Origin of the sequence: Paenibacillus durus (assembly GCF_000756615.1) — a bacterium.
Taxonomy (GTDB): domain Bacteria; phylum Bacillota; class Bacilli; order Paenibacillales; family Paenibacillaceae; genus Paenibacillus_AQ; species Paenibacillus_AQ durus.
Genome location: NZ_CP009288.1, coordinates 4851805 through 4871590, shown reverse-complemented (window position 1 = coordinate 4871590; position 19786 = coordinate 4851805). Strand labels below are relative to the sequence as shown.

Genomic DNA, 19786 nt, shown 5'->3' with positions numbered 1-19786 from the left:
GGACACTAGGGGATGCAAAAAAAGAATAGAAAGCGATTACATCGTGTAATGGCCTCGATTATGGCGTTCAGCCTGATCGTACCGGCATTCGGCTCGGGTTCCGCGGCGGCGCGGGACAGCGAGTTCACCCGAAAAGGCTCGGGGCCGATGTACTGGATCACGTATGAGCATCAATGGACCCAAAATACGTTCATGCCAGAAGACCGCTGGAAAGCGAACATCGACTGGATGGCGGAAAATTTTCAACCGTACGGTTACGATATGATCAGCACGGACGGTTGGATTGAAGGGGCCACGCTGTTAAATGAGAACGGTTACATCGTGTCGCATAACAATAAATGGATGACCGATCCGCTGGGCTCGAGCGATGATAATACAGGACCTGTATTCGGAGTGGTCAACGGTAATTTCAGCGCTCCCGAGACCAAGGGCTGGACCTTTACAGGACCGGCTTCCCATGGGCGGAATAACGACAACGGCAATGATTCCTTGTATACGTGGTTGGATGATCCCCATAAAGAGACCGTCAGCCAGAACGTTTATCTGGAGGATACGGGCCTGTACCGGCTGAGCGCAAGGGCGAAGACCAAGAATGGAATGTACACGGACGGCGTCCCGGCCTTCATGAAGATCAAGGGCTATGATGCTGCCGATCCTGAGGCTGAAACAGTAACCGCCATTACTTATGAAGATTGGACGGATTACAGCGCCCAGCTGAACATCACCAATCCGAACGTGTATCTTGAATTCTCCTATGATGCGTTAGCCAAATCGAAGAGAAGCGCCGGGCTGGACCTTGACGATGTGAAGCTTGAGAAGGTTGCCGATGCGGTAGATACTTCGAACCATGCGGTGAACGGCGATTTCGAGCAGGGCGATTCCGTGGGCTGGACATTCGGGGAAGGATTCCTGCACGGAACCAACGATGACGATCCGGAAGATAAATCCCTGTGGACCTGGTCGAATGATGCCAATACGATTCAGTCCATCAAGCAGAGTATTACATTGCCGAACGGAAAATATCTGGTAAAAGCGAAAGCGAAAACCAAGGACGACATGATCAAAAACGGGGCGACCGCCGTCTTCCGGGTTAACGGATACAATTCCGCGGTTCCGGAAGCGGCTCTGGCCAAAGCCGTAACCAGCCAAAGCTGGACGGACTACTCGATCGAAGTAGACGTGACCTCGGGTTCGCTGAACTTGGAATTTGCCGCCGACCCCAAGGGCAAATCGGGTAGCACGGGAATCGATGTGGATGATGTGGAGGTCAAATGGGCGGGTCCGAATGACTGGCAGGGCTATCCTTCCGAGGTTTATCCGGACGGCCACACCTGGAAGTACTGGGGAGATTACATCAAGAGCAAAGGCATGAAGCTGGGAATTTACTATAACCCGCTGTGGGTTACCCCCGAAGTGCTGAAGCATCCCGACAAATACCATGTCACTGTGAAAAATGACGACGGCACCACCGAGCAGATTCCGGTATCCAGCCTGGTTAAGACGGAGCCGTACAATCTCGGCAACGGCAAGCAGCTGAACGGCGACCGCTTTGACGGCGGACAGGGCGCCGATCAAGCGCTGTACTGGCTGGACGTCAACAAGAAGGGCGCTAAAGAATACCTTCAAGGCTATATTAAATTCCTGGCCGAGCAGGGAGCTTCCTTCCTGCGCGTTGATTTCCTGTCCTGGTATGAATCGGGCTACGATCAGGGCCTTGGCCAAATCGGAACAGGCCATAACTCGGATACGGAATACGCCAAAGCGCTGCAGTGGATGGACGAAGCATCCGCCGACAATCATATATTTCTCAGTTTGGTTATGCCGGATTTAAAGGGCCATGCCAAATATGAGCAGCAGTTCGGCGATATGATCCGCATCGACGAGGACGTGTTCGCAGGAGGCTGGGATCATACCAGCGGACGCCGCCAGAACTGGACTCCCAGCTGGTCGCAGTGGGCCAATCCGTTCCAGGGCTTCACCGGCTTCTCCGATATTTCGGGCCGGGGCTCGATGATTAATGACGGCGATTTCCTGCGCCTGAACACCTACACCGGACAATACGCCGACAACGAGCGGAAGACGGCCTTGTCTCTGTTCACCATCGCGGGCTCTCCGATTACGATCGCCGACCAGTACGACACCATCGGAGGTAACGCCAAATTTTATCAGAATCCCGAACTGATCGAACTGAACAAATCGGGATTTGCAGGGAAGCCGATTTACTATTCGGGTGAACATTACAAGAACAATGCCAGCCGTGACAGCGAGCGGTGGGCCGGACAACTGCCGGATGGAACGTGGGCCATTGCCCTGTTCAACCGCAGCGACGAATCCAAAGCGCTGTCCATGGATTTCACGAAGGAGCTTGGGCTGGCTGACGGAGCGTATGTACGCGATATTTGGGAGCACCAAGACCTTGGATATAAAAAGATATACTCAAAGACCCTTGAACCGCATGATAGTGTCGTCCTGAAACTTATTCCAAAGGCGGTTTCCAAGTCATATCAGGCGGAAGTGGCTGCGTATCAAGGCGGAGCGATCTTCGGCAATGATGCGGCGGGATACCAGGGCTTTGGCTACATCGGCGGGCTGGATAAAAAAGACGCCAAGCTGACCTTTGCCGTCAGTGTTCCGCAGGACGGGGATTATCCGCTGAATGTCCGTTATGCAAATGGCAATGAAGCGGACAGCTCACTTGCGGTATCTGTAGAGAATGAGGCCGGCAGCGCGGTCGATTCAGATACGGTCGCATTCAAGAGTCTCGGCAAAGGCAGCTGGGATAAATGGGGCAGCGCGGAAAAGTCGGTTACGCTGAAAAAAGGAACGAATCTGATCACCCTGCAGCAGACGGCGGACAGTGCGGATTCCGTTCATATCGACTCCATTTCGTTCAGTTCCGGAACGGGCCAATTGATTAACGGTGATTTTGAAATGGGCAATGAAACCGGATGGACAGTGGATACGCACGGCACTACAATATGGCACGGCGTGGATACCAGTGATGCCTATGCAGGCCGCAAGCAGTACCTGTATTCGCCGGATGCTGGAGGTAAAGCGACATCCCAGCAGAAGATTACCAGTCTGAAGAACGGGCATTATACCCTATCCGCTATGGTTAAGCTGATGCCGCATACCGATCCAACGTTTGCTGGCGGAACGGCGAAAATGGTCATTTCGCAGCCGGGCAAAGACGATGTAGCCGTTAATATTACGCCAAGCCTCAAGGATGGAGTTCCATCAACAGGCAAGACGAAATGGGAATCAGGCGATTTTGAGTACAAGGAATTCAAGGCCGAAGCGGATATCACGGAGCAGGAAGCTACGGTGAAATTCATCCTGGAGGCGCCCAAGGCGGATACCTCCATGCAGATCGACAACGTGAAATTTACATCCGAGGAAGCGGTAACTGAAGCTCCGGCGGTGGCCTTGTACAATCCGGGCTTTGACGAAGGCTTCACCGGCTGGAGCCGCACGAACATGACGCATCAGGCAATTGCCAAAGACGGAGATAATGCCTTCGCCAGAATCGGCGGAGCAAGCGCCTATACCTCCGACATCTGGCAGTTCCGCAATGCGCCGGCAGACGGTGTATACCAATTGTCGCTGAAGACCCGTAAGACCGGGGAGTTTGACAAGGCTCAGGTATATGTAAGCTATTCCGGCGGCACGAAGAAGCTTGATATTCCGGCCGGTGCGGAATTTACGGAACTGAAGCTGCCGAATCTTCAGCTGTCCATGAACGAAGTGGTCAAGGTAGGCGTGATTTCAGAGGGCAAAGCGGGAAGCCTGCTCGATATTGACGACTTCAAGCTGCAGAAGGACAACGACCAGCAGTATAAAGACGTTACATTCGTTAACAGTCTGTCGGAGAGCGATCCGTATCAGGTATCCGCCGATGGACGGGCGGTTGTGCTGAATTCGCAGGACAGCGCGAAGGTGAAGCTTGAATTTGTAAAAGCCGATACGGCCAAGGTATGGATGGAGCCGACCGGAACCTTTGCGAAGAAGGACACCTTCGTTGTCGACAGCGAACAGGGAACGGTGAAGCCTGCCATTAAGAATATGGAAGACGAAGGCTATATTCTGATTCAAACTGATGCTTTGAGCGTGCGCGCCTACAAGTCGCCGTTCCGTCTGGCTTACTATGACGCTTCCAACACGAAGCTGCTCTCCGAGCAAATTGGCGGCGAAGGCTTCGGGTATGACGGAGATACCGGTGTTTACAGCGAGATGTCTCTTGCTCCAGACGAACATATCTTCGGACTCGGTATGGACCGCGACGCGCAGTCGTTTGACCGCAGAGGCAAGAAGGTCGTCATGGATAATGCGATGACCGGAGGCTATGGCGGCAATACGTCCGACGTTTCCAGCACCTTTTTTACCAGCACAAAGGGTTACGGCCTGTATTTCGATAATACATTCGAGAAAGCGGCCTTCGATATGGGGGCAACGGATGAGAGCAAATACAGCTTCAGCGCGCCGAACGGGGAAATGCTGTATTACTTCATCGCCGGCGAGAACAGCGGTTCATTGAACCGTATTATGAAGAGCTTCGGGAGCTTGACCGGCACCGCTCCGATTCCGCCGATGTGGACGCTGGGCTACATGCAGTCCAGATATGGTTACAGAAGCTGGAACGAAGTGGACGGCATCGTGGACACCTTCCGTGATAAGAACATCCCGCTCGACTCCATGGTGCTGGATGTGTACTGGGCCAAGAAGAATCATTATTTCGATATGACCTGGAACGACGATCCTGCGCAGGACTTTACGAGTCCAAAGGCAAATATGGATGAACTGAAGGACAAAGGCGTGAACATCGTAACCATCGTCGATCCTTACATCCAGGTTACGGCTTCCAATTTTAAAGAGGGCGACAGCAAAGGCTATTTTGTCAAGGACGCTTCCGGCAAAACGGTCATGTATCCGGCTTGGTACGGCAAAGCGGGGCTGATCGACTTCACCAATCCCGAAGCGGCCAAGTGGTACAGCTCCCAGGTGAAAAAGCTGCATGATGCCGGCGTGAAAGGCTACTGGATCGACCTTAACGAGCCGGAACAGCCGACCGATTCGGTGAGAGACCAGTTTGCTGCAGGCAGCGCTGCCGAAATTACGAATGTGTATGCACTGAATGAGGCAAAAGCGTTCTATGAAGGCCAGCGCGGCTACACCGGCGACCGGGTCTGGACACTGGCAAGATCGGGCTTCACCGGCATTCAGCAGTATGGCACCACCGTCTGGAGCGGAGACATCAACTCCAGTTGGGAATCTTTCTCGCATCAGCTTCAGCTTGGCCTTAGCGCGGCGGCATCGGGCATTTCGTATTTCACCAACGATACCGGCGGCTTTGTCGGCAAGCCTACGCCGGAGCTGTATACCCGCTGGATGCAGGCCGCATCGCTGATGCCGATTTTCCGGTCCCATGTGGCTCTGGGCGACAATCCTTCGGATCCGACCAATATCAGAGAGCCATGGGCGTTCGGAGCCGCAGCGGAAGCTTCGGTAACGAAAGCGATCAACCAGCGCTATCAACTGCTGCCGTATATCTACTCAACGGCTAAGCAGACGGCGGACGGCGAAACTTCACTGATGAGACCGCTCGTTATGGACTACGCGAACGACAGCAAGGTTTATAACATTCAGGATGAGTGGATGTTCGGCGCTTCCATTTTGGCTGCTCCTATTCATCAGGAGAAAGCAACGGAAAGAACGGTCTACCTGCCAAGCGGAACCTGGTATGACTGGAACTCCGAGCAGCAGTTTACCGGCGGGCAGGAAATTACGTACAGCGCGGACCTGAACACCATTCCGATGCTGGTGAAGGAAGGCGCCATCATTCCGACCAGAGAAGCGCAGGACTTCTCCGAACAGACTCCGGCAAGCGAATTGACGCTCAAAGTGTATCCGTTAAGCAGCGGAGAGACGTCAAGCTTCACGCTCTATGAGGATGACGGCAAAACGTATGCTTATGAGAAAGGCCAATCCGCAGCAACCGAGATCAAGACAAATACACAGGATGATAAAGTGGTGCTGAATATCGCCGCGATGAAGGGCAGCTATACCGGCAAGGTTGAACAGCGGGTGTGGTCTTCCGAAGTGAAAGTCGGAGCCGAGGGCAAGACGGTCTATTCCGTCAAACGGGGCGGCAAAGAACTGACAGAGGTTGACTCCCAAAATGCCGTGAACGCAGGCCAGGACGTATGGTACTACGACGCGGCCGCCCGCAAGCTGTATGTCAGAACGGCGAAGGTTGCGACTTCGGAGGCTCAGCAAATTACGGCCGCGCTGACCGCTGATGGAGCCTCTAACATCAAAGACGTGACGCTGGACGCCGCTATGCACCGCGCCGGCAGCGCCAAGGATGTGCAGATCGCCGTTAATACGGCTAACGTCGCTGACGGAACGGCCGTCACGGCGGTCCTGCTGAAGAACGCCCTACCCTATGAGGGGGTTCCGGCTGCTTCCGGCTCCATTGCGGGCGGAAAGGCCAGCCTGACTCTGGCGCTTCCGGCCACGCTTCCCGCAGGCCCGTACCAGATCCGGGTCGAAGCCGGAAGCGTATCGTATACGCTGGATTACACGGTACTGAAGAGACTGGAAGACAGCTTCAAGATGGAACCGTCATTTAACATGAATAAGCTTGAAGCCGGCAAATATCTCGACGCCAAGGTCAAAGTAACGAACGCCTTGTCCGAAGACAAGCAAGTCATGATCATCGCCGCGCTCTATGATACGAACGGCGGACTGAAGATGGTCAATCACGCTTACAGTTCCTCACTCGTCAAAGCAGGCCAGACCCTGCAGCTGAATGCTGGCTTTCAGCTTCCGTCCAGTGTTGCTGGGTACAAGGTTAAGCTGATGGTCTGGGAAGGCGAGGATCTGATGAACACCACCATGATGCCGCTTGCCGACGTAACCGAGCTCACCCCTTAAACCATTATATTAGATGAAGGAACCCGGCGGGAATGCCCCCCCGGGGCTCCTTTTAGAAGGAGACAAACAATGAAAAAAAGTATAGCCGCACTAATCATGGTTCTTCTCCTGTCTACGTTCTGGCAAGCATTGGCTACCGCTTCCGAAACCGTCTGGTTTACGGACGTCTCGGCAAGCGCGGACGCGTCCAGTAAGCAGGCAACGGTAACGGGGAAAGTGGCGTCCGGTGCCGGACAGTTGGTAACGCTGAAGGTGGTGGAACCCGGCGGACAATTTTTTCTGGACAGCGTAAAAAGCGGAGATGGCGGCGTGTTCACTTTTAAATGGAATATTTCCGCCGAGGGTAAGTACGAGGTGCACATCGGCGCAGAGAACAGCAGCACTCCTTATAAGACCAGCTTTACCTACGGACTGGCGCCATCTCCGACCGGAGCCCCGACTCCAACCCCGGCTCCATCAGCGGGACCGGGTTTGGGTTCGGGCGGCTCGGGTGCGGCGGCATCGCAGGCGCCTTCTCCCTCTCCCGCCAATATCGTGCGGGTGACGGAGGATAAGCTCACTTTTAACGAAGTCTTGAAGGAGGCGACTTTCAATCTTGAAACAGGTGCGGAAGCGCACATTCCGGCCGCTCTGCTGGAAAAGCTTGCGCAAAGCGGCACCGGCTTAAACTTGGAGAGTGAGCAATTTACGCTTAAGCTGAGTGTTCAGACGCTCCGCGACCTGCTGGATCAGGTATCCAAGGCGGGCGGCGGTGAAGTGGCTGTAAGTGTCAACAAGGTGGCCGCTGCCGACATGAAATCACTGCTGGAGCTTGCCAAGCAGCGCAATTATGCGGAACTTAAGCCGGGAAGCGATCTATACGAATTTGAGATGAAGCTGATCACAAGCGGCGGAGCGGAAACGGCGATCTCCGCATTCGATCATCCGCTCACACTCCTGCTTAAGGCAAATGGGCTTGTCGCGGCCAAACTGGCCGGAATCTATTATATTTCTGATGCAGGGGAGCTTGAGTATTTCGGCAGTATGTCTGCAAAGGGGTGGCTTAGCGGCAAAATGAGCCATTTCAGCAAATATACAGTGCTGGAGTACCGCAAGACGTTCACGGATGTTCCTGCCGGAAACTGGGCATATGACGCCGTTACGGAAATGGCGGCGAAGCACATTGTGGAAGGAATAAGCTTGAAAGAATTCGCGCCTGCACGCAAGGTGACGCGCGCGGAATTCGCGGCGCTGCTGGTACGAGCGCTCGGACTGAGCGGAGGCAGCGCGTCGTTCACGGACGTCCCGGCAGGCAAGTGGTATGCGGATGAGGTGGCGGCAGCCTACCAGGCCGGAATCGTCCAAGGCCTCGGCGAAGCTTCCTTCAAGCCGGAGCGGACGATCAGCCGCGAAGAAATGGCGGCAATGCTCGTCAGAGCCTGGAGCGTCCTTCAGCCGCAGGCCCAGCCCGAAAGCGCGGCGCCGCCGGTCTTTAAGGACCAAGCCGCAATCAGCGTTTGGGCGCGGGATGCCGCCGGGAAGGCAGCGGGACTTGGCCTGATGAAAGGCAGAGGCGCATCGGCGTTCGTCCCGCAGGGAACGGCAACCCGGGCGGAAGCGGCTCAGGCGATTGCGAATTTGCTTAATGCCGGGAATTGATACCGGCTCTGAATAAGAAAGATGCCCCGTGCGCTCAGCCGGGCGGTAATCCGCCTACGGCTGGAGGAGAACTGGAGATACGAAATGTTTTGGAAGAAATTTAACCTCCTCAATTTCAAATCTGAGGAGGTTTATTTTTTATAATGAAGTTTGACGCTTGACTTGTTAATGACCCACCGCGTAGTGCAACTGAATGACGCCACTGCCAAGAGACTTGAAATCCAACAGCTGCACATCCTTGTACTGGTAGTCGTCTTTGTCAATCAAAAGATTGAGCCCCTTGCCTTCTATTACCGGTGCTACATTGAACATTAACTCGTCAACAAGGCCGTGACCTAAAAATGCATTATGAAGATCTGCGCCGCCCACGATGAGGGCTGTTTGATGGCCTTTCTGTTGCAGATAGTTTAAGGCTTCCTGCGGTGACCCCGCAACCGTTATGCCGGGTAATTCTTTGGTGCTTGTAGAAACCACGACGATATCAATATCGGCAAATGCACCTCCACCGCTTGCCTGCATGCCCTCGAATGTTCTACGTCCGACAATGAAGTTTCCAGCAGCTTTGGCCTGCGCCGCAAAATCGTCAAGTGCTTCCTTTTTGGGCGGATGCGTGGGGCTGGACTGCGCATAGTTACCATTAGCGGTCAATGTTGCCCATAGAATTGTTTTCAAAATAACTCCTCCTAACATCATCATTTCTTCGACGTTCTTTCAAGAACTCTACGGATAGCTGCTGCAACTCGATCTGGCCGATCCTCTTGTACGTAGTGAGAGGCATCGCTCAGGGGCTCGGTTACATTCATTTGAAGATAACTCTGCCATTTAGCCATCTCTTCGAGCGGGAAGCCGGCACTATCTTTCGTTCCCCACAGTATTTGCGCGGGCAGATCAGAGAGCACTGGCAGTTTCGATTCAATCTCCGCGAGCCACGTTCGTGCCTTCCGAATTTGTCCGGGGAAAATCCATGTTGGTTTCCTTGATTCCGGAGTTGGGAACGGGGCGGTATAGGCCTTTCTCAAGCTATCCGTGACTTTTTCAGAATGGTATATCCCGTTTGGAATAATGACCTTGGCGAAAAAGTTTCGTTGTGTCTGAAGCCAGTATCCGAGAGGCCACCCCCCCATTGCCAAAGAAAAAATCTTCATCGGAAGAAGAGTCGCGGGCCAGGCCCAGGTATTCATCACGACGATGCCGCGCAGATTCTCCCGGTAACGAACTGCATAGTTTAATCCGATCGGTCCTCCCCAATCCTGGACTACTAAAACAAAATTCTTTAGGTCCAAGTAACGGATTAAATTTACGACTGCATCGGATTGCTCTTGTGGCGTAAACCCAAAGCGGGAAGGCGCTTTTGACATACCGAATCCAGGGTAATCTAAAGCGATGAGACGACAGTCGCCGCGCAGCTCCTTAATGACATTTCGGTAGAGATAAGACCACGTGGGATTTCCGTGAAGGAGAAGCACCGTCGGCCCTTGTCCTTCGTCAATGTAATGAACGTATCCGTCACGGTAAGGGAGCCAATGGTCCTCGAATGGGTACTCCGATGAATCCACTTCAAAAGGTCTCTTCATTTCCGCTTTCAATTTTCCACCTCCTCTTTCACAAGAGTAGCGGAGTATGGTACATTTGAAAAGTAGTTACAAAAAAGTGCAATAGGTTCATAAAATGAACTAAGGAGGAAACACTGATGATCGATCCTGAATGCCCTGACGCAATTAAACCCGTCTTGGAGATCTTAGATGGGAAGTGGACCCTTCTTCTCCTGCGTGATTTGTTCAATGGCATCAAACGTTTTGGGGAATTGCGTCGTTCGTTGCACCCAATTAGCCCGAAAACCTTGACAGATCGGTTACGCCTGTTAGAGGAGCAGGGAATCGTGACACGTACCCTTTATCCTGGAGTGCCTTTGCACGTTGAATATGAACTTACCGAACGCGGGCAGCGGCTCCAACCTATTTTTGCTGCAATAAGGGAGTGGGCTCAGACGGAAGGCGCATGTCCCAAAAAAGAAGCGAGCGAGTTGCTTTTGGAAAAGCAGTAATGTAAATCATCTGGATTCTCTTGATAGCTCAAAAAAAACGGAGCGGCAGTCTGGGACTTTCACGTCTCAGGCAGCCGCTCCGTTCTTTTACCAGGGGCAGTTAAATTTGTCATAACTATAATTGATCTTGGCCCTTAAATTCGATGTATGATCAGAATTATGGGATTTATGATAAAATCCTCAAACAGCCATCAATTGCCGGTTGAGTTCCGGCAGCAGATCGCCGCTTGAAATTCTTCTTTTCGGTTACTTCAAGCCGCTAAGATAAACTTGTAGTTAATCATAAAAACGATCAGGGCTGCGGATACGAGCGAGAAGGCGATGCAGCCTGCGCCCAGTGCTCTCCGTCCATCTTTAATGAAGAATTTGATACCGAGCCCGCAGACCAGCATCGTAGTTGCGGCCAGTACGACGGACGATCCGACCATGGCAAACCAATACAATACCTCAAACAATTGAGCCATCGTAAAGCCTCCCTCTTTCGTATCCGGATAGATACTATAAATATAAGCTATCCGGCCTCCTTTTGGAAAGCGGTTACTTTTTGTCGCTCTGCCAGCCGTCCCCCCGCCGCAGAAATATGTCGTATTACAGCGGCTGCTAAGGCGACTTATTTCCCCCCGTTTCTCCGGCAAATGCCAGCGGCTCGGATGCTGTCGGATTTCGCAGGCTGTTCTCCCGGTCCTCGTGGCATCCGCCGCGGCATAGCCGCCCCTTTTTACATAGCTGCCTTCAGCCAAGGACAATCATACAGGAGGTAAAAGTAGTATTTGAGTACAGTATAGCAGGCTTTGAGAAAGGAGAGAGGAGCAAATGGCAGGAAGACAACTGGCCAGCAAATGGCGGAAGACTGAAGCGCTGCTCAGCGACAGCCGGATTTCCGGTTATATACCGAAAACGATGCCCTATAGTAATACCGCTCTGCATTCGATGCTTCAACGATACGGCAATGTGGTGATCAAACCGATTGTCGGCGGCGGGGGCTATGGCGTCATCAAGGTGTTCCGGGACGGCAGGGGGTATGGTTTTACCTATATGGACAGAACCAGAATCTATCAGGACTATTCCAGCATGGCGGGGGCGCTGAAGAGAGCCAAGGTCAAGCGCAGCTATTTGATCCAGCAGGGCATATCGCTTGCCAGAATAGCCGGACGTCCTATCGATTACCGGGTCAAGGTCGTGAAGAACGGAGAGCACTGGGAGTTTCGGTCCATGGTTGGCCGATTGGCCAGACCCGGACTGTTCGTGACCAATTTGTGCAAGGGAGGCACTATGCTAACCTGCCGGGAAGGGCTGAGAAGATCGCTTCCGCGGACTAAGATATCCGCCAAAAGAACGGAGATGCGCAATCTCACCATAACGTGTATTGGAGTGCTGGAGCGCCATTTTCCGGGAATTGGCGAACTCGGCTTCGATTATGCGATAGACCGTACGGGGAGAATCTGGATTCTGGAAGTGAACACAAGACCGCAATAATAACGTAATATGAAAAAAAGGCGATAATAGTTCTTTCCGAACAGGGAAGAGAGACCGATTTTTAATAATGGCTATAGCAAAAATGAATTTTTTTTATTATACTACCAAAGGCGAATCCTGTGTATAACTCTTATCCCCATTGTCCACCGCATTTTTCCAGCATATATTACCTTTACTCACATATTATGCACAGGATTTCCACATAAGGCTGTGGATATTAAGAACACTTGTTCGAAAATTGATAGTTTGATATGATAGAGAGGAACCAAATAAAGGAAAGGTAGGTGAACGTTGTGGTTGAATTGTCGGATGAGATGTTGTTGGACTCTTATCACAAAGCCATAGAACTTCAGCTGGAGCATGATTTTATCGCTCTGTTATTAGTTGAAATTCTCAAACGGAACTTACACTCTCCAGAACATGCGGTACTTCAATAATGACTTCGGAATGATCTATGAAGCCCTACATAAAACTAAACCGCTACTAGAATTTAAATAGGGTATCCTTACGAGCTGTGATTAACTTCAACCCGTCAGGATACCCTTTTTATGTAACATGCCCCACAATATGCAGCTTTGGCTCAGAAACCTCCTCAGGAGCTTTGTGGGGACTCTAGGAACAATGATATTAAGACGTTTGATGCTGCAGCTTCAGACTGCTGCTATGGCCCGGAGACAGCTTCGCTTCGGGATCAATGTAGATCTTGGCATTATTGACCGCGGTCGGCGCCTCTCCAAAGCCTACGGCGATTAGCTTCAGCTTGCCAGGGTAGGTGGTAATATCGCCGGCGGCAAAAATGCCAGGGATGCTGGTCTCCATGCGGGAATCGACGACAATGGAGCTGCCTTCGATTTGGAGGCCCCAATCAGAGATCGGGCCAAGTGAGGAGAAGAAGCCGAAGTTAACGATTACACTGTCCACTTCAATGTCCTGGGTCTCCTTAGTCATGACATTGGAGAGCGTCACCTTGTTAATAAATTCATCTCCGTGAAGCGCTGAAATCTCAGTAGGGGTAATAACTCTTACCTTTGAATTCATCAGATTCTCCACGCTATGCTCGTGGGCGCGGAACTTGTCGCGGCGGTGGATCAAAGTGACCTCAGCGGCGATAGGTTCAAGCATAAGCGCCCAGTCCACTGCGGAATCGCCGCCGCCGGTGATCAGTACTTTTTTATTTTTAAACACGTTCAAATCGCTTACAAAATAGTGCAGGTTGGCTTTTTCAAAGCGCTCAGCTCCGGGGAGCTCCAGACGCCGAGGTTCAAAGGCGCCGACGCCTGCCGTAAGGATAATGGCTTTGGCGTGGTATTCCGCTTTATCGGTCGTAACGACGAAATGGCGTTCGCCCCGTTTTTCAACGGAAACCACTTTCTCCTCCAGACGGATGTCGCTCTGGAACAGAGTCATTTGCCGGGAAAGGTTGTCAACTAGTTCTTGTGCCGTAATTTTTGGGAATCCTGCCACATCATAGATATATTTTTCGGGATAAAGAGTAGCAAGCTGTCCGCCCAGTTGGGGCATACTCTCTATCAAAGTTACGGACGCCTGGCGCATTCCGCCGTAGAAAGCGGCGAACATGCCTGCAGGACCTCCGCCTATGATGAGAAGGTCACTCATAGGAGCGCCGGTTTGCTGGGAAGTCACAGGATCTTACACCTCCAAGTTGATATATTCAAAATGCCATACTACCCCATTATAAACATTGCGGAACCGCACTGCAAAGCTTCAAATTTAAACAATTGGAGGAGCATGAGCCAGCAATTATAATAATAATTACTATTTGCTTAAATACAGGGTAAGGATTACAATATATATGATTATTTTCGATTTATTTTAAGTTTTACTGGAATTTATTCCAATCTCATGTGTATAAATTCACAAAACTTTATTTATCCAGACACTTTAAATTAGATTCGCCTGTTGGAAGGAGCCGGAAAATGAACAGTATTCCTAAAATCGTAATTCTAGGCGCGGGATATGGAGGCATACTAACCGCACAACGTCTGCAAAAGTCCTTAAATTACAACGAGGCGGATGTTACGCTTGTCAATCGCCATGAGTATCACTACTTCACTACACATCTGCATATGCCTGCCGCAGGAACGGACAGCATCGACCATTCACGCATAGCCATTTCCAAGCTGATCGATGAATTCAAGATCGACCTTGTCAAGTCGTCTGTGCAGGAAATTCGCACCCAGCAGAAAAAGATCATTCTGGAGGACGGAACGCTGTCCTACGACTATCTCGTTATCGCACTGGGCGGCGAGCCGGAGACGTTCGGCATTCCGGGACTCGACAAGTATGCCCTGACGATCCGCAGCATTAACTCCGTTCGTCTGATCCGAGAGCATATCGAATACCAGTTTGCCAAGTATAAGAACGAGAACAATCTGCAGGAGCATATCAATTTCGTAATCGGCGGCGCCGGCTTCAGCGGCATTGAATTTGTGGCCGAGCTGGCGGACCGGATTCCGGGGCTGTGCAAGGAATACGACGTGGACCCTAGCCTGGTCAACATTTACAACGTGGAGGCCGCTCCGACAGCTCTGCCGGGCTTTGCTCCCGAGCTTGTCGAGTATGCTATGAATGTGCTTACCAAGAAAGGCGTAACCTTCAAAATCGGTGTAGCCATCAAGGAATGTACGCCGAGTAGCGTTCTTCTTGCGACGGGCGAAGAGATTAAGGCATCCACAATCGTCTGGACGGGGGGCATTCGCGGTAACCGCCTGATCGAAGCTGCGGGCTTTGAAGCGATGCGCGGCCGTGTCAAAGTGGACGAGTTCCTGCACGCTCCGGGTCATGACAATATCTTCATCATCGGAGACGGTTCGCTTATGATCGGACCTGAGGGCCGCCCTTACCCTCCGACGGCGCAAATCGCCATGCAGCAGGGCGAGTGCTGCGCCCATAATCTGGTGGCAGCGATTCGAAATCAGCAGCCGAAGAAATTCGCATTCAGCAATAAAGGAACGGTGGCTTCGCTTGGCAGGGGCGAGGGAATCGCGGTAGTCGGCGACAAGAAATTCAAGGGCTTTATAGCCGCCCAGTTGAAAAAAGTCGTGGACATGCGCTACCTCTTTATTATCGGCGGCATTCCGCTTGTTCTGAAGAAAGGCAAGTTCCTGTAGAATGCGGCATTGCAGTGTGCAAGTGCGGGGGCTGCTGACCCGGGACGAACTGGACCGTTACAACGGCCTGATGGAGGTCGGCTCCTACCTGGAGGATCAAAGCAGACATGATCTGGCCTATACCATCCAGAAAGAAGTCGACCTGCTCATTCTGCCTGCGATTGAGCGGCTGAAGGAGAAGAGCCGGGACCGTGACCGTGCGACTGCAGATTACCTGAAGAGCCTGCGGGACGGGGAAGACGACGGGGAGTCTTCGGAAGAATAAAGGATAAGGCAAAGGGTGTGCCCCGGCGTTATACGCTGCGGAGCACACCCTTTTTTTACACTTTTAGCATTTCTTCAAAAGATTCGGAAGTCAGCAGGTTGCCGACATAGAACGAACCGAATTCGCCGTAGCGTGCGCTGACCTCGTCAAACCTCATCTCGTAGACGAGCTTCTTGAACTGCAGCGCGTCTTCCGCGAACAGGGTCACGCCCCATTCCCAGTCGTCGAGGCCGACGGAGCCGGTAATGATCTGCTTAATCTTGCCGGCGTAACCGCGTCCGATCAGCCCGTGCGAGTACATCAGCTCCTTGCGCTTGGCCATATCGAGCATATACCAGTTATCGGCAAGCTCCCGCTTCTTGTTCATCGGATAGAAGCAGATATGCCGGGCTTTCGGCAGGACCGGCTTTAGGCGGGCGGCGATATGCGGATTCTGCATCGGGTCTTCTCCGCTTTCTCCGCCGGAGTTATAGTTGCTAAGCTCCACAATGCTGACATAGGAGTAAGCTTTGGTTGTAAAGGAGGCAAAAGCGGTCTTATTGAAGGCGGCTTCGAGCTTATTCAGGTCCTCCAGGCTTTCACGCAGGTGCATCATTACGAAATCGGCCTTCTGTCCCACGATCGAATACCAGGCGGAACTGCCGAGCTTTGCCTCCTCGACACCGGCCCATTCTTCTATAAATGCATTCAGTTCATCCAGAGCCACAGCGCGTTCCTCGTCATCGGCTGCCGTCCAGGCGGTCCAATTCAGAGAGCGGAAGTCATGGAGAGCATACCATCCTTCCAGCGTCAAAGCGGCTTCACTCATGTAATCACTCCTCCAATGGTTGTCCTTCTAAGCATTGTAGCGCAAGCTTGCGGTGAAGAGCAAACACTGCCGCCGGCTGAGCCACGAAAATTCATTGCTTCGTCACCTTTTTTCTAGTAAACTGACTACGGGTTGATGCTTTATGTGCGTTTCTTTATAGAGAGGGGAAGTGAGTCGGGTGGGATTTATTCCTGTGTTTGTGCTCGCCGTTCTGTTCTTTGTAATGATGTTTGGTATCGGCTTTATCCTCAATATGTTAATGAAGACTACTTGGTTTCCTGCTTATTTGTTCGTTCTCGTCATTCTGCCGGTGGTAGTGTATTCCATCTGGGACCGTTCATCCGTGACCCTCTGGGAGCATCTGTCTTCCTTTCATCCGGTGGACTATTTGACCGGCGCCGCCGGTCTGGCCGGAGCGGTGCTCAGCGGCTGGACGATCCGGCGTCTGCGGCTGGGCGGATACAAAATGTTCTGACGAATCAGGTATGAAGAGAAAGCGCAGCGGCCGCTTTCCCGTATGAAGCGGGAGCGGCCGTTTTAGGTTGGATTTTCATCTTTTTTTCTAAAAAATCCGCATGTGTCAGGATGACGAGGACCGGCTGCGAACGGGCGGGAGAAAGCGTCTGTTTTGGGCTTTTTTCAACATTTATAGACAGTCGATTTATGATAGAATAGAACTCTACTTGAAAGAGAAACCGTCTTGAATTCGCGAAAAGGAGGAGGTATCCGAAGATGCATATCAGTCATTTACATCATTTCACCGAACATCATCGGTACTGTGTTTCCCGCGAATTCGGCCTAAGTCCCGTCGACGAGCGTATGCTGAATTCCATCTACCAGCCTATGGTCGGCGCTTTTGCCATAAGCCTGTACCGTCTGCTCTTCTCACATGTGCCTGCGGAGAATATTGGCTTCTCGGCTGCGGAACCGCAGCGCCGCCTGTTTCTGACGCTGGGCATAGAGCCGAACGAGAAGGGCCGCAGATCGCTGATTGAACAGGCTTCCCGGCTCGAGGCGGTCGGTCTGCTTCAGACCAGCCGTATCTTTATACCGGAAACCGACGATTATATGTACGAATACGAAATGCTGCCGCCGCTGTCTCCATCCGACTTTTTTGCCACTCAGCATTTAACGCTGCTGCTGCGCGACAAGGTCGGTAAATTCGCCGTATTGTCGCTTAGGGAGCAGTTCTGGAGCCGGGAACCGGAGGAGTGGAGCCGGAGCGCCGCAGGCAAGGAAAATATATCACGGCCGTTCTATGATATTTTTGAGCTGAATACGCATGTCATCGATTATGAGCTGGAGCAGGCGTTGACCGAAGTGGCCGCTGTCCGCCAGCCTGTGAAGAGCGCCGAGGGAAAGCTTACGATTGGTTACAGCGACCTTATTTTGCGCTTTCCGCGGGAATCGGTCAACCGGGCGCATGTCGAGAAGCTGCGTTTTGATTTTGATCAGATGGGTGTTATCAATTATGTGGCCCATAAATACAAGCTCGGCGCGCAGGATATGTGCCGGCTGCTTGATGAGGACGGTATTTTTTCTCCGGACGGCGAGCTCATCCTGGATGAGCTTCAACACCGGGCCAACCAGCATTTCCGGCAAAATATGAAGCGGCAGGAGCAGCGGGAAGCATCGGCCGCCAAGGTCGTGGCTATTAGAGCTGCGGAACAGGGAGATGGAGCGATCATACCCGATGAGCAGCCTGTTGAAATGGAATATTATGTGGAGGTTCCTCCGCAGTTCCTGTCCAAATGCGATATTCACCAATATAATATGATGCTGCGCAACGAACCGTATACCCGGCTGCTTCAGACTTTTTTTCCGGGCGCGGTGCCGGGGCAGCTAATGGATATTTTCGAGAAGATCGATTTGAATTACAAGCTTCCGGGCGAAGTTATCAATGTGCTGATCCACTACCTGATGGCGATGGTTGCCTCGGGAGGAGAACAGCGGATCAACCGCAATTTCGTGGAGGCCATTGCTTCCAATATGCTGGTTAAGCAGGTCAACAGCTATGAGAAAGCGGTTCGCTACATACGGGATCAATCCAAGGTAAAAGGAAAAGGAGCCTCCGGCGCGCCGGGGACGCGTTCGCGTTCCTATGCCAAAAGAGGCGGGACTTCCGGCAAGCCCGAAATCCAGATTGCGTTGGATGACGGACAATCGGGAGCCGTGAGTGAAGAAGAATTTGCGGCTCTGATGCAAATGGCTGCCAATATTAAAGCCAAGAAGAAAAAAGGCGCGGATGGCGCGCCCTGATGAAAAGGGAGGTGCAGGCAGTGGAGTCGATGGGCGAAGTACTTCGTTCAATGAATAATCCCGCTCTGAGGATGCGTTCCCGCGATCTTGAGCATGAGCTGCTGAATCATCCGCTGGTGCTCAGGCTAAGGGCCGAGCATCCCGAATTGGAAGAATCCAGGATGCGGCTTCATTTAAGCCGCCTTTATCAATATGTGGAGGAAGCCCGCAACTGTGCGAATTGCCCCGGTCTGGAGCGGTGTCCGAACGATTTCCAGGGCCATTACAGCAAGCTGACGGTGGAGAGCGCCGGCGGTTCACCCGATCTGTATGAGCGTAAGACCGCATGTGCGCTGCAAGTTGCCAAAGACAGTCAGGAGCGGATTCGTAAACGGATTACGAGTTTCTATGTCGATGAACGGGCGCTGAGCGAAGGCTATGACGAGATTGAGATTATGGGCAAGGACCCAAGACGCGCTCAGGCGGTAGGCCGTATTTTGAGATATATCGAAGACTCGAAGGAGAACGGGCTGAGCAGCCGGGGATTGTATCTGTACGGTTCCTTCGGTACCGGCAAGACATTCCTGATGTGCTATCTGCTGCATGAGCTGGCCATTGCCGGATACAGCGGCGTTATCGTGTACATGCCTGATTTTGTCGAGGATCTCAAGATGATGATGATGGATGGCCAGAAGCTGAAGGAAACCGTCGATACGTTGAAGAACTGCGATTTGCTGATTTTCGACGACATTGGTGCCGAGAATCTGAATCCCTGGGCCCGGGACCACGTGCTTGGGGCGATTCTGAATTACCGGATGAACCGGAAGCCGACTTTTTATACGTCGAACTACACGCTCGAAAGACTGGAGCAGCATCTAAGCTTCACAAGCAAGGATGGCGAGGAGGGCCATAAAGGTCAGCGATTGATGAACCGGATCTCGCCGTATGTGGATGTGGTGCAGCTGGTAGGGGAGAATCAGCGGGGATACCCCTCCTAAAATCAGTGGGCGGCCCCTCCTAAATCATTGGGATACCCCTCCTAAATCCTCCCCAATGGGGAGGACCCCAAGGGCTGCGCCCTCTGGACACCCGCAATTTTTGGCGAGGGAGCGGCGTTGGCGGTGGAAGGTTGCAGTCGTAAGTGGAGCGGTCCCTATTCGGCTCCCGCCCTGACGGGCGGCTGCCGAAGGACCCTTCATGCGAGAGGGGTGGCGGATGGCGCATCAAGCGAGCGTGTGCCCGCTGTCCCTAAC

At 52.4% G+C, this 19786-nt stretch carries 15 protein-coding genes; 10 read left to right on the top strand and 5 right to left on the bottom strand.

Annotated features, from left to right (window positions below; genetic code table 11):
- Window positions 1-12: 12 nt before the first annotated feature.
- Together PDUR_RS21145 and PDUR_RS21140 are read left to right on the top strand one after the other, a co-directional pair.
- Window positions 13-6933 (top strand): TIM-barrel domain-containing protein, encoded by a 6921-nt coding sequence (locus PDUR_RS21145; RefSeq protein WP_042208072.1) that lies wholly within the window; start codon window positions 13-15, stop codon window positions 6931-6933.
- Between the two features lie 69 nt (window positions 6934-7002).
- Window positions 7003-8571, top strand: a complete 1569-nt coding sequence (locus PDUR_RS21140) for an S-layer homology domain-containing protein (RefSeq protein ID WP_042208071.1) — start codon at window positions 7003-7005, stop codon at window positions 8569-8571.
- Window positions 8572-8736: 165 nt separating this feature from the next.
- Here the strand turns inward: PDUR_RS21140 and PDUR_RS21135 are convergent, their stop codons facing one another.
- Both PDUR_RS21135 and PDUR_RS21130 read right to left on the bottom strand, forming a co-directional pair.
- Window positions 8737-9243: a dihydrofolate reductase family protein gene (locus PDUR_RS21135; RefSeq protein ID WP_042208070.1), complete on the bottom strand. Its 507-nt coding sequence runs from the start codon at window positions 9241-9243 to the stop codon at window positions 8737-8739.
- A 20-nt stretch (window positions 9244-9263) separates the two neighbouring features.
- Complete coding sequence (locus PDUR_RS21130) at window positions 9264-10157, bottom strand: alpha/beta fold hydrolase (RefSeq protein WP_233277415.1); 894 nt, start codon at window positions 10155-10157, stop codon at window positions 9264-9266.
- A gap of 104 nt (window positions 10158-10261) precedes the next feature.
- On the opposite strand from PDUR_RS21130, the gene PDUR_RS21125 reads away from it, so the two are divergent.
- The gene (locus tag PDUR_RS21125) at window positions 10262-10615 is read left to right on the top strand and encodes a winged helix-turn-helix transcriptional regulator (RefSeq protein ID WP_042208069.1); all 354 of its coding nucleotides are present in this window, start codon (window positions 10262-10264) and stop codon (window positions 10613-10615) included.
- Window positions 10616-10866: 251 nt separating this feature from the next.
- On the opposite strand, the gene PDUR_RS21120 is transcribed toward PDUR_RS21125, so the two are convergent.
- Window positions 10867-11079 (bottom strand): hypothetical protein, encoded by a 213-nt coding sequence (locus tag PDUR_RS21120; protein ID WP_042209580.1) that lies wholly within the window; start codon window positions 11077-11079, stop codon window positions 10867-10869.
- Between the two features lie 349 nt (window positions 11080-11428).
- Between PDUR_RS21120 and PDUR_RS21115 the strand changes: the two genes are divergently transcribed.
- Both PDUR_RS21115 and sda read left to right on the top strand, forming a co-directional pair.
- Window positions 11429-12091 carry a YheC/YheD family protein gene (locus tag PDUR_RS21115; protein WP_042208068.1) on the top strand — a complete coding sequence of 221 codons (663 nt, stop codon included), beginning with the start codon at window positions 11429-11431 and terminating at the stop codon, window positions 12089-12091.
- 293 nt (window positions 12092-12384) lie between these two features.
- Window positions 12385-12528, top strand: coding sequence for a sporulation histidine kinase inhibitor Sda (sda, locus tag PDUR_RS28260; RefSeq protein ID WP_090834316.1), 144 nt, complete (start codon window positions 12385-12387; stop codon window positions 12526-12528).
- Window positions 12529-12718: 190 nt separating this feature from the next.
- On the opposite strand, the gene PDUR_RS21110 is transcribed toward sda, so the two are convergent.
- The gene (locus tag PDUR_RS21110) at window positions 12719-13735 is read right to left on the bottom strand and encodes an NAD(P)/FAD-dependent oxidoreductase (protein WP_042208067.1); all 1017 of its coding nucleotides are present in this window, start codon (window positions 13733-13735) and stop codon (window positions 12719-12721) included.
- Window positions 13736-14028: 293 nt separating this feature from the next.
- Between PDUR_RS21110 and PDUR_RS21105 the strand changes: the two genes are divergently transcribed.
- On the top strand, window positions 14029-15222 hold the full coding sequence (locus PDUR_RS21105; RefSeq protein WP_042208066.1) for an NAD(P)/FAD-dependent oxidoreductase: 1194 nt from the start codon (window positions 14029-14031) through the stop codon (window positions 15220-15222).
- 1 nt (window position 15223) lies between these two features.
- Window positions 15224-15487 (top strand): hypothetical protein, encoded by a 264-nt coding sequence (locus PDUR_RS21100; RefSeq protein ID WP_042208065.1) that lies wholly within the window; start codon window positions 15224-15226, stop codon window positions 15485-15487.
- 55 nt (window positions 15488-15542) lie between these two features.
- On the opposite strand, the gene hemQ is transcribed toward PDUR_RS21100, so the two are convergent.
- A complete protein-coding gene (gene hemQ / locus PDUR_RS21095) occupies window positions 15543-16295 on the bottom strand; it encodes a hydrogen peroxide-dependent heme synthase (RefSeq protein WP_042208064.1) in 753 nt (250 codons plus the stop codon).
- 178 nt (window positions 16296-16473) lie between these two features.
- On the opposite strand from hemQ, the gene PDUR_RS21090 reads away from it, so the two are divergent.
- The 3 genes from PDUR_RS21090 (at window position 16474) to dnaI (ending at window position 19531) form a co-directional block, all read left to right on the top strand.
- On the top strand, window positions 16474-16770 hold the full coding sequence (locus PDUR_RS21090) for a YuiB family protein (protein ID WP_025698774.1): 297 nt from the start codon (window positions 16474-16476) through the stop codon (window positions 16768-16770).
- Between the two features lie 257 nt (window positions 16771-17027).
- Entirely contained in the window at window positions 17028-18554 is a 1527-nt protein-coding gene (locus PDUR_RS21085; protein ID WP_042208063.1) for a replication initiation and membrane attachment family protein, read from the top strand.
- 20 nt (window positions 18555-18574) lie between these two features.
- Window positions 18575-19531 carry a primosomal protein DnaI gene (gene dnaI / locus PDUR_RS21080; protein WP_042208062.1) on the top strand — a complete coding sequence of 319 codons (957 nt, stop codon included), beginning with the start codon at window positions 18575-18577 and terminating at the stop codon, window positions 19529-19531.
- The last annotated feature ends 255 nt before the right edge of the window (window positions 19532-19786 follow it).